13 protein-coding genes are annotated in these 13,406 nt (G+C 57.5%); 5 read left to right on the top strand and 8 right to left on the bottom strand.

What is annotated here, in order from left to right:
• Nucleotides 1-203 precede the first annotated feature (203 nt).
• Complete coding sequence (locus tag QZ869_RS16355) at nt 204-518, top strand: YggT family protein (RefSeq protein WP_296020460.1); 315 nt, start codon at nt 204-206, stop codon at nt 516-518.
• Nucleotides 519-520: 2 nt separating this feature from the next.
• Nucleotides 521-829 carry a DUF167 domain-containing protein gene (locus tag QZ869_RS16350; RefSeq protein ID WP_296020543.1) on the top strand — a complete coding sequence of 103 codons (309 nt, stop codon included), beginning with the start codon at nt 521-523 and terminating at the stop codon, nt 827-829.
• A 2-nt stretch (nt 830-831) separates the two neighbouring features.
• Here QZ869_RS16350 and ppa read toward each other — a convergent pair whose 3' ends face one another.
• The 4 genes from ppa to QZ869_RS16330 form a co-directional block, all read right to left on the bottom strand.
• Nucleotides 832-1,365, bottom strand: coding sequence for an inorganic diphosphatase (gene ppa, locus QZ869_RS16345; RefSeq protein ID WP_296020462.1), 534 nt, complete (start codon nt 1,363-1,365; stop codon nt 832-834).
• A gap of 234 nt (nt 1,366-1,599) precedes the next feature.
• Nucleotides 1,600-2,106, bottom strand: a complete 507-nt coding sequence (locus tag QZ869_RS16340; protein ID WP_296020465.1) for a GNAT family N-acetyltransferase — start codon at nt 2,104-2,106, stop codon at nt 1,600-1,602.
• A 210-nt stretch (nt 2,107-2,316) separates the two neighbouring features.
• Nucleotides 2,317-4,137, bottom strand: coding sequence for a translational GTPase TypA (gene typA / locus QZ869_RS16335; protein ID WP_296039711.1), 1,821 nt, complete (start codon nt 4,135-4,137; stop codon nt 2,317-2,319).
• A gap of 168 nt (nt 4,138-4,305) precedes the next feature.
• Nucleotides 4,306-6,372, bottom strand: a complete 2,067-nt coding sequence (locus QZ869_RS16330) for a M3 family metallopeptidase (RefSeq protein ID WP_296105947.1) — start codon at nt 6,370-6,372, stop codon at nt 4,306-4,308.
• Nucleotides 6,373-6,651: 279 nt separating this feature from the next.
• On the opposite strand from QZ869_RS16330, the gene QZ869_RS16325 reads away from it, so the two are divergent.
• Nucleotides 6,652-7,119: a MarR family transcriptional regulator gene (locus tag QZ869_RS16325; protein ID WP_296105945.1), complete on the top strand. Its 468-nt coding sequence runs from the start codon at nt 6,652-6,654 to the stop codon at nt 7,117-7,119.
• A 64-nt stretch (nt 7,120-7,183) separates the two neighbouring features.
• On the opposite strand, the gene QZ869_RS16320 is transcribed toward QZ869_RS16325, so the two are convergent.
• Complete coding sequence (locus QZ869_RS16320) at nt 7,184-8,407, bottom strand: argininosuccinate synthase (RefSeq protein ID WP_112359232.1); 1,224 nt, start codon at nt 8,405-8,407, stop codon at nt 7,184-7,186.
• Nucleotides 8,408-8,666: 259 nt separating this feature from the next.
• Between QZ869_RS16320 and QZ869_RS16315 the strand changes: the two genes are divergently transcribed.
• Together QZ869_RS16315 and QZ869_RS16310 are read left to right on the top strand one after the other, a co-directional pair.
• Complete coding sequence (locus QZ869_RS16315; protein WP_296105944.1) at nt 8,667-9,521, top strand: SDR family oxidoreductase; 855 nt, start codon at nt 8,667-8,669, stop codon at nt 9,519-9,521.
• Nucleotides 9,522-9,599: 78 nt separating this feature from the next.
• The gene (locus QZ869_RS16310) at nt 9,600-10,247 is read left to right on the top strand and encodes a LysE family translocator (protein ID WP_112519415.1); all 648 of its coding nucleotides are present in this window, start codon (nt 9,600-9,602) and stop codon (nt 10,245-10,247) included.
• A 241-nt stretch (nt 10,248-10,488) separates the two neighbouring features.
• Here the strand turns inward: QZ869_RS16310 and QZ869_RS16305 are convergent, their stop codons facing one another.
• The 3 genes from QZ869_RS16305 to QZ869_RS16295 form a co-directional block, all read right to left on the bottom strand.
• Nucleotides 10,489-11,448: a DUF3829 domain-containing protein gene (locus tag QZ869_RS16305; RefSeq protein ID WP_296081022.1), complete on the bottom strand. Its 960-nt coding sequence runs from the start codon at nt 11,446-11,448 to the stop codon at nt 10,489-10,491.
• A gap of 164 nt (nt 11,449-11,612) precedes the next feature.
• On the bottom strand, nt 11,613-12,407 hold the full coding sequence (locus QZ869_RS16300; RefSeq protein ID WP_296105942.1) for an ABC transporter ATP-binding protein: 795 nt from the start codon (nt 12,405-12,407) through the stop codon (nt 11,613-11,615).
• Nucleotides 12,404-13,285, bottom strand: a complete 882-nt coding sequence (locus QZ869_RS16295) for an ABC transporter permease (RefSeq protein WP_112519413.1) — start codon at nt 13,283-13,285, stop codon at nt 12,404-12,406. The genes QZ869_RS16300 and QZ869_RS16295 overlap by 4 nt, the downstream gene beginning before the upstream one ends.
• Nucleotides 13,286-13,406: the final 121 nt, after the last annotated feature.

Raw genomic sequence — 13,406 nt, 5'->3', positions numbered from 1 at the left:
CAAGATATGAATCGTCCTTTGTGCGTCCAAAAGGGCGCGTAACGCTTAAGAGCCGGTGGCACCCGCCGGCTTCTTCGTCTCGTGTTAAGGCTGATTTTGAAAACGCTCGCTGGATGGCGCGCAATTGATCTGTTCCCGCACCGCACCACTTGTCGGCTCATCTGGCAATGTCTAAATGTCTTCCAACAACATAGGAGACACGGATGCCAGGGTTTATTGATGCAGTGATTACCGTCATTAGCTTGGCGCTTGACATCTATTGGTGGATTCTGATCGCGAGCGCGATCTTCTCCTGGCTCTATGCGTTCAACGTCATCAATTCTTCCAATCAGTTCGTCAACGCAATCGGCAACTTCCTCTATCAAGCCACCGAGCCTGTCCTGCGCCCGATCCGTAACCGCCTTCCCAATATGGGCGGTATCGATCTGTCGCCGCTCATCGTGCTGCTGGCCATCGTCTTTATCAAGATGATCCTGATGAATCCGATCAGACCTTTCCTGATCTCGCTCTTCATTTGACGCTGAAGCCCTGGAAGATCGTCGGTTCGCAGATTGAACTGAGGGTAAGGCTCACGCCCTCTGGCGGGCGTGACGCGATCGACGGCGTAGAGCGGGACGCCGAAGGGCAGGCTTACCTGAAAGCCCGTGTTACCGCCGTGCCTGAGGATGGCAAAGCGAACAAGGCGCTGATTGCGCTTCTGTCGAAGGCGCTCAAGATCACCAAATCCTCGATCAGCTTCATCTCAGGCGAAACATCGCGCAAAAAAATCCTCCGGCTCGAAGGCGAACCGGAGGAGATCATCTTAAAACTCAAGACGATGTTGGGCTGAAATCAGCCCTGAGCCTTGTAACGCTCGACAGCTTCGACGATCAGCTTCTTGGCAACGTCGACATCCTGCCAGCCGCCCATCTTCACCCACTTGCCGGGTTCCAGATCCTTGTAGTGCTCGAAGAAGTGCTCGATCTGCTTCAGCGTGATTTCTGGCAGGTCCGTGTAGTTGACGACCTTGTCGTAACGGCGCGTCAACTTCGGAACCGGAACCGCGAGGATCTTTTCGTCCTTGCCGCCATCGTCTTCCATGATCATCACGCCGATCGGGCGGACATTGATGACGCAGCCTGGAACCAGTGGGCGGGTATTGCAGATCAACACATCGATCGGGTCGCCATCATCCGAGAGCGTGTGCGGCACGAAGCCGTAATTGCCCGGATAGGTCATCGGTGTGTAAAGGAAGCGATCGACGATCAGTGCGCCTGCATCCTTGTCCATCTCGTACTTGATAGGATGGCCGCCGACCGGCACTTCAACGATCACATTGACGTCTTCAGGCGGGTTCTTGCCGACGGAGATTGCATCTATACGCATACTCTTTCCTTATTTCGGTGAGTTGAGATGGTTCTCGATACTGGGAAAGCAGCCTTATTGCAACATCACCCGCCGCAACCTTTGCGCTTTTGGCGAACCAAGAATGGGCGCAGTCTAAAGGATTGAGACGGTTACAAGAAACAGCGGGCGAGAAGTCCTAACGCACACGCGTTCCAACCTTCGACGATCGATATCATCGTGTTGCTCATACATAGCCTGCAGCTCGAAGCGTCCTTAGCGCCAGGCAAAACCGATCTTGCGCAACTGCTTGTCGGCAAAGTCTTCCATGCCTTCGGCAATATCCTTTCCGCCATGCGAGCGGAAAAAGCGGCTGGCGACATCGCTGTCTTCGAGGCACCACGCCACCACGCCGTTGCAGCCGAGCGACTTCAACAGGCGGCGGCCTTCTTTGAAAAGCACGGTACCGAGCCCGATGCCCTGATATTCCGGACGCAGATAAAGCTCGTAGATCTCGCCATCATAAGGAAGACCGCGGGCACGGTTCAGCCCAAGCGTCGTGTAACCGGCCAGGACGCCGGCAACCTCCACCACCAGAAGTGTTGCGGAGCCACGGGCAGCGCGCCGCCACCAGTCCTCGTCGCGGCGGTCCAGCATCTGCCATAGCGGCTTGTGCGGGATAAGACCCGAATAGGCCTGTTCCCAGGACAGCCTGTGCGTCTGTGCAATAGCGCCAGCGTCTTCCGGTTCAGCCCGGCGAACATCTATGGATAACGTCTTCATAACGCGATTCTGGCCCCAGCCATGAAAACTTACCAGCCATAAAGGTTAACGGCGGGAAGCTTACCCACAGCCTATTCATGTGGACGATGGCGCTGAGATTAACGCTTTTTTTACCAATCAGACAAGCGGGCCTGATTCGCCCGCACAAAGAAAAACCCGGCCTGAGGGGTGCTCAGGCCGGGTTTCGCAAAAACTGGTTAATGGCTGTGATCAGCCGGCCATCTTGGCCTTTTCGAAGCGCTTGCGATCGTTTGGATCAAGGTGCAGCTTGCGCAGACGAAGCGACTTCGGCGTGACTTCCATCAACTCGTCGTCCTGGATCCACGACAGCGCGCGGTCGAGCGTCATGCGGATCGGCGGCGTCAGCTTCACGGCTTCATCCTTGCCGGCGGCGCGAATGTTGGTGAGCTGCTTGCCCTTCAGCACGTTGACTTCGAGATCGTTGTCGCGGGTGTGAATGCCGATGATCATGCCGGCATAGACCTTTTCACCCGGCTCGATGATCATCGGACCACGGTCTTCCAGGTTGAACATGGCGTAAGCGACAGCTTCGCCCGAACCGTTCGACAAGAGAACGCCGTTAACACGGCCAGCGATCTGGCCCTTGAAGGGCTGATAGTCGTGGAACAGGCGGTTCATGATCGCCGTACCGCGCGTGTCGGTCAACAGTTCCGACTGGTAGCCAATCAGGCCACGGGTCGGGGCATAGAACTTCAGACGAACGCGGTTGCCACCGGAAGGACGAAGCTCGGCCATTTCAGCCTTGCGCTCGGACATCTTCTGGACGACGACACCGGAATGCTCTTCATCGACGTCGATAACGACTTCTTCGATCGGCTCCAGCAGAGTGCCGTTCTCATCCTTGTGCATCACGACGCGCGGACGCGACACGGCAAGCTCGAAGCCTTCGCGACGCATGGTTTCGATCAGAACGGCCAGCTGCAATTCGCCACGGCCGGACACGAAGAACGAGTCCTTGCCTTCGGCCTCTTCGATCTTCAGCGCAACGTTGCCTTCGGCTTCCTTGAGGAGACGATCGCGGATGACGCGGCTCGTCACCTTGTCGCCTTCGGTGCCAGCCAGCGGACTGTCATTGACGATGAAGGACATGGTCACGGTCGGCGGGTCGATCGGCTGCGCCGTCATCGCTTCGGTGACCGACGGGTCACAGAAGGTGTCAGCGACGGTGCCCTTGGAAAGGCCAGCGATAGCGACGATGTCGCCTGCATGGGCTTCTTCGATCGCGGTACGCTCGATGCCGCGGAAGGCGAGGATCTTCGAAATACGGCCGGTTTCGATCGTCTTGCCATCCTGGCCCAGAACCTTGACGGCCTGGTTCGGCTTGATCGAGCCGGACGCGATACGGCCGGTGATGATACGGCCAAGGAAGTTGTTGGCTTCGAGGATCGTACCGATCATGCGGAACGGACCTTCTTCGACCTTGGGCTCCGGAACGTGCTCGAGAACCAGATCGAGCAGCGGTGCCAGACCCTGATCCTTCGGACCTTCCGGGTTGACGTTCATCCAGCCATCACGACCGGAGCCGTAAAGGATCGGGAAGTCCAGCTGCTCGTCGGTCGCGTCGAGGTTGGCGAAAAGGTCGAAGACTTCGTTGATGACTTCTTCGTGGCGGCCATCCGGACGGTCGATCTTGTTGATCGCGACGATCGGGCGGAGACCAACCTTCAGCGCCTTGGAGACGACGAATTTCGTCTGCGGCATCGGGCCTTCGGAGCTGTCGACCAGAACGATGGCGCCGTCCACCATGGACAGGATACGCTCGACTTCACCACCGAAGTCGGCGTGGCCGGGGGTGTCGACGATGTTGATGCGAACACCCTTCCACTCAACCGACGTCGCCTTGGCGAGAATGGTGATGCCGCGTTCTTTTTCCAGATCGTTGCTATCCATAACACGCTCGGCAACGCGCTGGTTGTCGCGGAACGAACCAGACTGCTTCAAAAGCTCGTCAACAAGTGTCGTTTTTCCATGGTCAACGTGCGCGATGATCGCGATGTTGCGAAGGGCCATATGATTATATCTCTGAGGTTGGGGCGCTGATCGTATGGGATGCGCCAATTTAGTTTGGCGGGCTCATAACCTTTTTTTTGCAAATGCGAAAGGGGGGCTTACGACATAAGCCCCTTGCGAAAACGCCGTATCAGAGATGTGTGACAGGTTTTTGCGCCCTGAACGGGGTCAGGCTGCCACCAGTCCGCGCTTCTTAAGCATGGCCTCGGGGCTCGGCATCTTGCCGCGGAAGGCCTTGTAGGTCTCCTCCGGATCGACCGCACCACCGACGGAATAGACATTGTCGAGAAGCCTGCGCGCCGTTTCCGGATCGAAGGGATTGCCGGTTTCCTCGAAAGCCTCGAAGGCGTCGGCATCCAGCACTTCCGACCACATGTAGGAATAGTAGCCAGCCGAATAGCCATCGCCGGAAAACACATGCTGGAAGTGCGGCGTTGCATGACGCATGGTGATCGACTTCGGCATACGGAGCGAGGCCAGAACCTCTGCCTGCACCGCCATCGGATCCTCCACTGTGCCGCGGGTATGGAATGCCATGTCGACAAGCGCGGAAGACGTGAACTCCACCGTGTTGAAGCCGGCATTGAATGTCTGGGCCGCCAGCACCTTGTCGAGCAGCGCCTTCGGCATGGGCTCGCCGGTCTCGTAATGCAGCGCATAGGTTTCGAGGATTTCCGGCACCGTCAGCCAGTGCTCGTAAAGCTGCGAAGGCAGTTCGACGAAATCGCGCGAAACGCCGGTGCCTGAGACCGACGGATAGGTGACGTTCGACATCATGCCATGCAGAGCATGGCCAAACTCGTGGAACAGTGTGCGTGCATCATCGAGTGACAGAAGCGCTGGCTTGCCTGCCGATGGCTTGGCGAAGTTGCAGACATTGTAGATAATCGGCAATTCGCCAACCGCGCCATTCTTCAGCGGCAGCTTGTGCTGCGACTGGAAGGAACTCATCCATGCGCCCGACCGCTTGGAGGGCCGGGCGAAATAATCGCCAAGGAACATCGCCTTCAGTTCGCCATTGGCATCGCGGATTTCGAAGGTGCGCACATCCGGATGATAGGCCTGCACGTCTTTCAACTCGACGGCACGAATGCCGAAGAGACGTGTGGCCACATCGAAGCAGGCCTCGATGATTTTCTCCAGTTGCAGATAGGGCTTCAGCTCGGTTTCGGAGAAGTTGAAGCGCTTTGCTCGGAGCTTCTCGGCATAATGGCGCCAGTCCCAGGGCATGACCTCATGGTTCTTGCCCTCCTGCGCAATGATCGTGGCAAGCTCGGCTTCCTCTTCGCCCGCACGCGCAACAGCCTGTTCCCAAACCTCCGTCAAAAGACCGTTCACCGCATCCGGCGTCTTCGCCATCGTGTCATCCAGCTTGTAGGCGGCAAAACTGTCATAGCCGAGCAGCTTTGCCTTTTCCTCGCGCAGCGCCAGCGTCTTCTTGACGATCTCGCGATTGTCGCTCTCACCACCATTTTCACCCCGCGCCACCCAGGCTTTGAAGGCCTGCTCGCGCAGATCGCGGCTTTCGGAAAAGGTGAGGAAAGGCTCGATGATGGAGCGCGACAGCGTGACTGCGAACTTGCCTTCTTCGCCATGCTCCTTCGCGGCACCTGCCATGGCGTCGCGCAGGAAATCTGGAATACCGACGAGCTCTTCATCTGAGGACAGCAATAGCTTCCAGCTCTTCTCATCCGCCAGAACATTCTGGCCAAACTGGGCGCCAAGACCTGCGAGCTCTTCGTTGATCGCGGCCAAGCGCTCCTGCTGCGGCTTTTCGAGCTTGGCGCCTGCGCGCACGAAGCCCTTCCAGTGGCGTTCCAAGACCCGCAGTTCCTCATTGGTCAGTCCAAGCGTCTCGCGCTTCTCCCAGAGCGTATCGATGCGCTTGAACAGCGCCTCATTCATGCCGATGCGCGAATAGTGGCGCGACATCTTGGGCGCGATCTCACGCTCCAACGCTTGGATTTGCGGATTGGTGTGGGCGCCAGCCTTATTCCAGAACAGGGCCGAAACGCGAGAGAGTTCGTCGCCAGCAGTTTCCAGCGCAACAACCGTATTGGCGAATGTCGGCGCTTCGCCATCGCCTGCTATGGTGTCGATCTCCGTATTGTGGGCTGTCAGTGCCGCATCGAAAGCACCGGCAAAATCCTCATCCCTGACAGTATCGAAACGCGGCAGCCCGTTTTTCCCGTTCCAGTCGGTCAGAGCGGAGTAGTGCGCGATCGTCGATGTCATGGTTTGTCCTCATGCAAATGTGATTGTCAGCCATATGGGCATGCCCGCTAGCAGCTTTCAATATCTGACGCCAAGAACGGCCAGGGCATCACCGCGAAAACCGGGTTGGATTTTGGAAAAATCAAGAAGTGGAGATTGAAAGCGCATGAGCGCCTGCATCCAAGAGACGCGCACGCACCATGTGCAGCGACGTGGCGATGACTTTCTCCTTTTGTCGGATTGCATGGAAGACGAGAAATTGTCACAAAGTAGAAGAATTCTAATGAAAAGCACCGATTGATGACATCAAATCCCGAACGAGAACCTCTGGCCTTTCTGCTGAACAGCAGCGCCCGTTTTCTCAACAGCGTTTTCGAGCGACGCATCGCAACGGCTGGCCTTGGGCTGACACCGGGCGAAGCCCGCGCGCTGTTGACGGTTGCTGCCATCGATGGCGCCAAGCAGGCCGATATTGCCGCCCGCATCGGTCTCGAACCGATGACGGTCTGCACCTATCTCGACAAGCTGGAATCGCTTGCACTCGTGGAGCGCCGCCCGAACCCGGACGACCGCCGGTCGAAATGCATCTACCTGACCGAAAGCTCGACAGACATGCTGAAATCGGTGCGCGAAGAGGTGGATGGCCTGATAGCGCAGGCGACAGAAGGGTTGGACAGGGAAGACATCGAACGCTTCCATGCGCTGCTGTCTGTCATGCAGAAGAATCTTCACACCGCCGCCATGGACAAGACTCGCGCGGAAAGCTGACATGAGGGCATGAAAAAGCCCCGCCTTTAAGCGGGGCTTTGAAAACGCAAGGTTACGCGCAGACTTACTTGCCGAGATTACGCTTGGCGAGCGTGCGCAGGCGCAGAGCGTTGAGCTTGATGAAGCCGGCCGCATCCTTCTGGTCATAAGCGCCCTGGTCGTCTTCGAAGGTAACGAGCTTGTCGGAATAGAGCGACTTGGCAGACTCGCGACCGGTGACCATGACGTTGCCCTTGTAGAGCTTCAGCGTCACTTCGCCTTCCACATGCTCCTGGCTCTTGTCGATCAGGGCCTGCAGCATCTCGCGCTCCGGCGAGAACCAGAAGCCGTAATAGATCAGCTCGGCATAACGTGGCATCAACTCGTCCTTGAGGTGGGCTGCACCGCGGTCGAGCGTGATGGATTCGATGGCGCGGTGGGCTGCCAGCAGGATCGTGCCGCCGGGGGTTTCGTAGACGCCGCGGCTCTTCATGCCGACGAAGCGGTTTTCTACGAGATCGAGACGACCGATGCCATTGTCGCGGCCATAATCGTTCAGCGTCTTGAGAATTGTCGCTGGCGACATTTCAACGCCGTTGATCGAGCAGGCATCACCCTTGCGGAAACCGACCTTGATGATGGTTGCCTTGTCGGGAGCCGCTTCCGGAGAAATAGTACGCATATGCACGTATTCCGGGGCTTCCTGTGCAGGGTCTTCCAGAACCTTGCCCTCGGAGGAGGAGTGCAGCAGGTTGGCGTCGACGGAGAACGGTGCCTCACCCTTCTTGTCCTTGGCAACCGGGATCTGGTGCTGTTCGGCGAAGTTCAAGAGATCCGTACGGCTCTTGAACGTCCAGTCGCGCCAAGGGGCGATGATCTTGATATCCGGGTTCAGCGCGTAAGCGGAAAGCTCGAAGCGAACCTGGTCGTTGCCCTTGCCGGTGGCGCCATGGGCAATGGCATCAGCGCCGGTCTTCTTGGCGATTTCGATCAGGTGCTTGGAAATCAGCGGGCGGGCAATCGAGGTGCCGAGCAGATAGACGCCTTCATAGACGGCATTGGCGCGGAACATCGGGAAGACGAAATCGCGAACGAATTCCTCGCGCACATCCTCGATAAAGATTTCCTTGATGCCGAGCATTTCGGCCTTCTTGCGCGCCGGCTCGAGCTCTTCGCCCTGACCGAGATCGGCGGTGAAGGTGACGACTTCCGCCCCGAGTTCGGTCTGGAGCCACTTCAGGATGATCGAGGTATCGAGACCGCCGGAATAGGCGAGAACGACTTTTTTAACGTCTTTCGGGAGTGCCATTCGTGAAATCCATTTGCATAACCGGCGATCGCTTCAAGCCTCGCCTTTCCTTGGGATTGCGGCACTTTTAGCGAGTTTATCGGTCGGCGCAAGAGATAATGAAAACTGATCGGAACTGGGAACGCTTTGCTTGCCGGATGACTTGTCACGTGACTGAAACGAGAAAAGCGATAGATTTCATAAGGCGCACCAAAAGGCGTCTGGTTGCATGGGATGCCACTGCCGTTTGATAAGGACGGCCCTGGAGAAGGAGAAACCAATGTCGACATTTCACCCCGCATTCCAACAGGATAATGTTGCCGTCATCACCGGAGCCGCCTCCGGCATAGGTCTTGCAGCGGCAAAACAATGTGCCGGTTTCGGCATGAGCGTCGTGCTGGTCGATCTGGACGGTGAGAAATTGCGAGCGGCAGAACGTGACATTGCCGCCACGGTTGAGGATGGCGCGGCGAAGATCGTCGCCATCCCGACGGATGTCTCCAAGCTCGATGAACTCGAGGCACTCGAACGAGCGGTGATCCAGCGCTTTGGCCGCGTCCATGTGCTGATGAACAATGCCGGCATCCAGCCGGGCAGCGCCCTTTTCGGCCCCCAAGTCAACTGGGACAGGGTGATCGGCGTCAACCTTATGGGCGTCATCAACGGCACCCGCGTATTCGGCGGGGGCATGGTCGCCCATGGAGAGCCGGGCCTCATCATAAATACCGGCTCGAAACAGGGCATCACCACGCCACCCGGCGATCCGGCCTATAACGTATCGAAAGCGGGCGTGAAGGCGTTCACCGAAGCGCTTCAACATGAGCTGCGCACTTCAAACACCGGCGCGATTTCAGCGCATCTCCTGATTCCCGGCTTCGTCTTCACCGGTCTTACCGCAGGCGAGCGTACGAAAAAGCCGGATGGCGCATGGACGCCGGAGCAGACGGTGGACTTCATGCTGGAGAGCATTGGGCGCGGCGATTTCTACATTCTCTGCCCCGACAACGAGGTGGATAGAAAGACCGACGAGAAGCGCATTCTTTGGGCTGCCAACGACATTGTCCAGAACAGACCACCGCTGTCGCGCTGGCATGGCGATTATGCCGAGCACTTCAAGACGTTTTTGAATAGCTGACGCAATACGAAGAGGAATTGGCAGGCTCACGAAACGGCGTTATGAGTATGCAGCAACCCCGTTTTGGATGGTATCACCGTGGACTTCATTCCGAGCCTGCCAACCCTGATTGCCTTTACCGTCGCCATCCTGGTTCTGGCGGTGACGCCCGGTCCGGACATGACGCTCTGGATCAGCCGCTCCCTGCGCGAGGGCCGCAAGGCAGGCTTCATGACGCTCGTGGGCACCAATCTCGGTATCACCGTCCATACGCTGCTGGTCGCCTTTGGCGTGGCAGCCCTCATCGTCGCTTCACCGACAGCCTTCATGGTGCTGAAGACAGGCGGTGCCGCCTATCTCGTCTGGCTGGCCATCCAGGCCATCCGCCACGGTTCCAACTTCGTCATGGAGCGCCCGAAGGAACAGAAGGCGGGCGCATCGATGACATCGGCTCTGGTCAACGGTCTATGGGTCAACCTGCTCAACCCGAAAGTCATCATCTTCTTCATGACCTTCCTGCCGCAATTCGTCACGGCGACAGATCCGCACGTTACCGGAAAGCTGATCTTCCTCGGTCTCTGGTCGATCATCGTCGCGCTGCCCATCGGCATCGGAATCGTGGTGGCTGCAGACTCGCTCTCCGACTGGCTGCAGCGCAATCGCAAGGTTTTGCGCGGTCTGGATTACACCATCGCTGGCGTCTTCTCCCTCTTCGCCGTCAAGATTTTCCTGACGCAGGCGAAGTAAGGCGAGAGCTGTCAAAAGCGTTTCGCGATCTTTCAGATCTGCTCACAAGCTCTGGATCATTGTTTATCGCATGTCGTTATCGCAACCGTTGCACATTTTTGCGTGGACCATACTGCCGCCTTGCCAGACGGAGCCGCAACGTCGTGTGGTCTGACTGTTCAAGACCGTTTATAAGTCATCGTAGTACATTGATCTCCGCCTCGAGGGCGAGGATGAGGGTGAGCTTACAAGTCAGCGCCCATCAGCACCTGTTGCCATTAAATGAACTGATCAGCCAGCTATAGTTCATGTTCAACTGACGGCCATCCGTGTAAACGGGATCTTGGATGGTGTTGACGTAGCGAGGATCAATTTCAACGCTGTAATCCCCCTTTTCCGCTCTTTGCACGGCTGTGCGTGCGCCAGCAATGAAGGTGTTGATAGCGCTCATCGTGGCGGGACATCCCTTCGCATCGCTGGACCGAAGTTTCTTGTCCCATGCCACCGACACATCACTCAGGCGGTTAAGGCTGGCTTTCGTATCATCGCGGAGATTGGCGTCACCAGGTGCTGCGAACATGGCAGTCAGTTTGGAGACTGTGTCCTTTGAAAACAAAATGATCCCTGCTCGATCACGCTCCACACTATCCGGCGCAGCCTCGTCATAGGCTTTGCGCGCCAAATCGTAATCGTGCTTCTGCATACTATTGAAGAAGGCCTCCTCTGCCGCCGCTACCTTCTTCAGGGCATCCACAAAGGCTGGGTCCTTCTCACGTGCGGTCTTGCCACCATCTGCGAGATACCCTTTGGATTGCGCATAATTCGCAAGGTCAGTGTTGATCGGCTCGAAACCGGCCAGAGCATCGGCATAAGACTTCGCTGCAGGATCGATATCTGCAAACGTCGCCTCCTTGACGAACGCCTCATTCAGGGCAGACTTGACCTTGGTAACGTCTATGGGGCTTGCGACGGAGTAATTCTGAAGCGGTTTGTCGCCAGCCAAGGCACGAGCATATGTCTGAGCGTGGCTTTGCAGAACTTGGTTGAAGCTCACGGCCAGCGAATTGGCTGCCTTGACATAAGCGTTGTATTTGGAAACCGCCGCCTGGTCTGCCGCTGGGGCGACAACACCCTTATTTTCATTATCCTTGTCGTTGCAACCGGTCAGAAGAATTGCAAAAGCGGCTGCGAGTGCGGCGAAAAGACTTTTTCTGAAAAACATCATTTCTCCATGACTGTGACATTCGACCTGAAACGAACATGACAGGACATCCAGTCCCTCGTGAGGGATTGGATGCGGTAGAAATGGTGCAGCGGTCGTGAAGTTCCAGCGTGGTCTTGTTGCCCGCACTTTAACGGTGACAGGAGCATAGCCCGTCCTGTGCATCACCCGATGAGCAATTCATCATCATCGAGAGTCTGACCATGGATCTTGCGGAACATCTCGATCAGATCTTCCACCTGGAGACCCTTGCGGCTTTCGCCGGAAACATCGAGCACGATTTCACCGGCATGCAGCATGATGGTGCGGTCCCCGTAATCCAGCGCCTGGCGCATGGAGTGCGTCACCATGAGCGTGGTAAGCTTGCGCTCCTCCACCACCTTGCGGGTCAGTTCCATGACGAATTCGGCCATGCCCGGATCGAGCGCAGCAGTATGTTCATCCAGCAGCAGAACATCGGACCCGGCAAGCGTTGCCATGACCAGCGAGACCGCCTGGCGCTGGCCGCCGGAGAGAAGATCCATGCGGTCCTTCAACCGGTTTTCCAGCCCAAGGCCCAGCGAAGCGATACGATCCTGGAAGAAGGCGCGACGTCCACCGCCGAGCGCCGGAAGCAGACCGCGAACCTTTCCGCGTGCGGCTGCCAGCGCCAGATTTTCCTCGATGGTGAGCGCACCGCAGCTTCCGGCCAACGGATCCTGAAACACACGCGCCACTTGCCCCGCACGGCTGGCGGTCGGCTTGCGTGTGACGTCCACGCCGCTGATCGTGACCTTGCCAGCACTCGGCAGCACGTCGCCCGCCAGAACGCCGAGAAGCGTCGACTTGCCAGCACCGTTCGAGCCGATCACGGTGACGAAGGAGCCGGTTTCAATCGTGAGATTGATCTTCGCCAGCGCCTGCTTTTGCAGCGGCGTTCCTTTGCCGAAGATGACCTGAATATCGGACAGCGAAATCATGATGCGGCTCCTCCACGGCGCAGGCGCGGCAGGATGAGGGCGACGGCAACCAGAACGGCGGTAACGAAATTGAGGTCGGAGGCCTTGAGGCCAAGCGCATCACTCGACAACGCAAGCTGGATAGCCAGCCGATAGGCAATCGAGCCGAAGACGCAGCCGATCAACGCGATCAGAATGCCGCGAGAGCCGAACAGCGTTTCGCCGATGATGACGGCGGCAAGCCCGACAACGATGGTGCCGACACCCGATGTCACATCGGCAAAGCCGTTAGTCTGGGCAAACAGCGCCCCGCCCAGCGCAACGAGCGCATTGGAAAGCGCCATGCCGAGATAGATCTGGTTGCCGGTCTTTACCCCTTGAGCGCGGGCCATGCGGGCATTCGCGCCAGTGGCGCGCATGGCAAGACCTGCATCGCTTTCCAGAAAGCGCCACACAAGGATGACAGCAACGATAACCAGCAAACCAACGAAGAGAGGCCGCACCAGATAATCGGATAAGCCAAGACCATAGAAAGGCTCGATGACCGTTTCCTGATTGAGAAGGGCGACATTCGGCTTGCCCATGACGCGCAGATTGACAGAAAACAGCGCAATCATCGTCAGGATCGAGGCCAGAAGATTGAGGATCTTGAAGCGGACATTCAAAAGTGCTGTGACCATGCCGGCGCCAGCACCGGCAATCATCGCAACGCCTGTCGCAAGCCATGGATTGAGACCGGCAATGATCAGCACCGCCGCCACGGCAGCGCCGAGCGGAAAAGAACCATCAACGGTCAGATCGGGAAAATCGAGCACGCGAAAGGCGAGATAAACACCGATCGCGACAAAGGCGAAGACCAGCCCCAGTTCGACGGCACCCCAGAAGGCGATTTGGCTCACGACAGAAGTCCTTGGGTTTTTCGACCGGGCGTTTCGCCGGGCCGATAGAGCAAGAGTGCCGCTGAAGCGCGGCACTCTCGATTGGAAGTGATGTATCTCGGTGATCCGGCCTTGTGTGGAC

Source organism: uncultured Agrobacterium sp., assembly GCF_913777885.1.
Classification (GTDB): domain Bacteria; phylum Pseudomonadota; class Alphaproteobacteria; order Rhizobiales; family Rhizobiaceae; genus Agrobacterium.
The sequence above is the reverse complement of the archived record's forward strand: the minus strand, read 5'-3'. Positions and strand labels throughout refer to the sequence as shown.

Bases quoted from the DNA above. Each gene is read 5' to 3' on its own strand.
- QZ869_RS16355 (WP_296020460.1), top strand. From the start codon at position 204: ATGCCAGGGTTTATTGATGCAGTGATTACCGTCATTAGCTTGGCGCTT.
- ppa (WP_296020462.1), bottom strand. From the start codon at position 1,365: ATGCGTATAGATGCAATCTCCGTCGGCAAGAACCCGCCTGAAGACGTC.
- QZ869_RS16340 (WP_296020465.1), bottom strand. From the start codon at position 2,106: ATGAAGACGTTATCCATAGATGTTCGCCGGGCTGAACCGGAAGACGCT.
- typA (WP_296039711.1), bottom strand. From the start codon at position 4,137: ATGGCCCTTCGCAACATCGCGATCATCGCGCACGTTGACCATGGAAAA.
- QZ869_RS16330 (WP_296105947.1), bottom strand. From the start codon at position 6,372: ATGACATCGACGATCGCGCACTACTCCGCTCTGACCGACTGGAACGGG.
- QZ869_RS16325 (WP_296105945.1), top strand. From the start codon at position 6,652: ATGACATCAAATCCCGAACGAGAACCTCTGGCCTTTCTGCTGAACAGC.
- QZ869_RS16320 (WP_112359232.1), bottom strand. From the start codon at position 8,407: ATGGCACTCCCGAAAGACGTTAAAAAAGTCGTTCTCGCCTATTCCGGC.
- QZ869_RS16315 (WP_296105944.1), top strand. From the start codon at position 8,667: ATGTCGACATTTCACCCCGCATTCCAACAGGATAATGTTGCCGTCATC.
- QZ869_RS16305 (WP_296081022.1), bottom strand. From the start codon at position 11,448: ATGTTTTTCAGAAAAAGTCTTTTCGCCGCACTCGCAGCCGCTTTTGCA.
- QZ869_RS16300 (WP_296105942.1), bottom strand. From the start codon at position 12,407: ATGATTTCGCTGTCCGATATTCAGGTCATCTTCGGCAAAGGAACGCCG.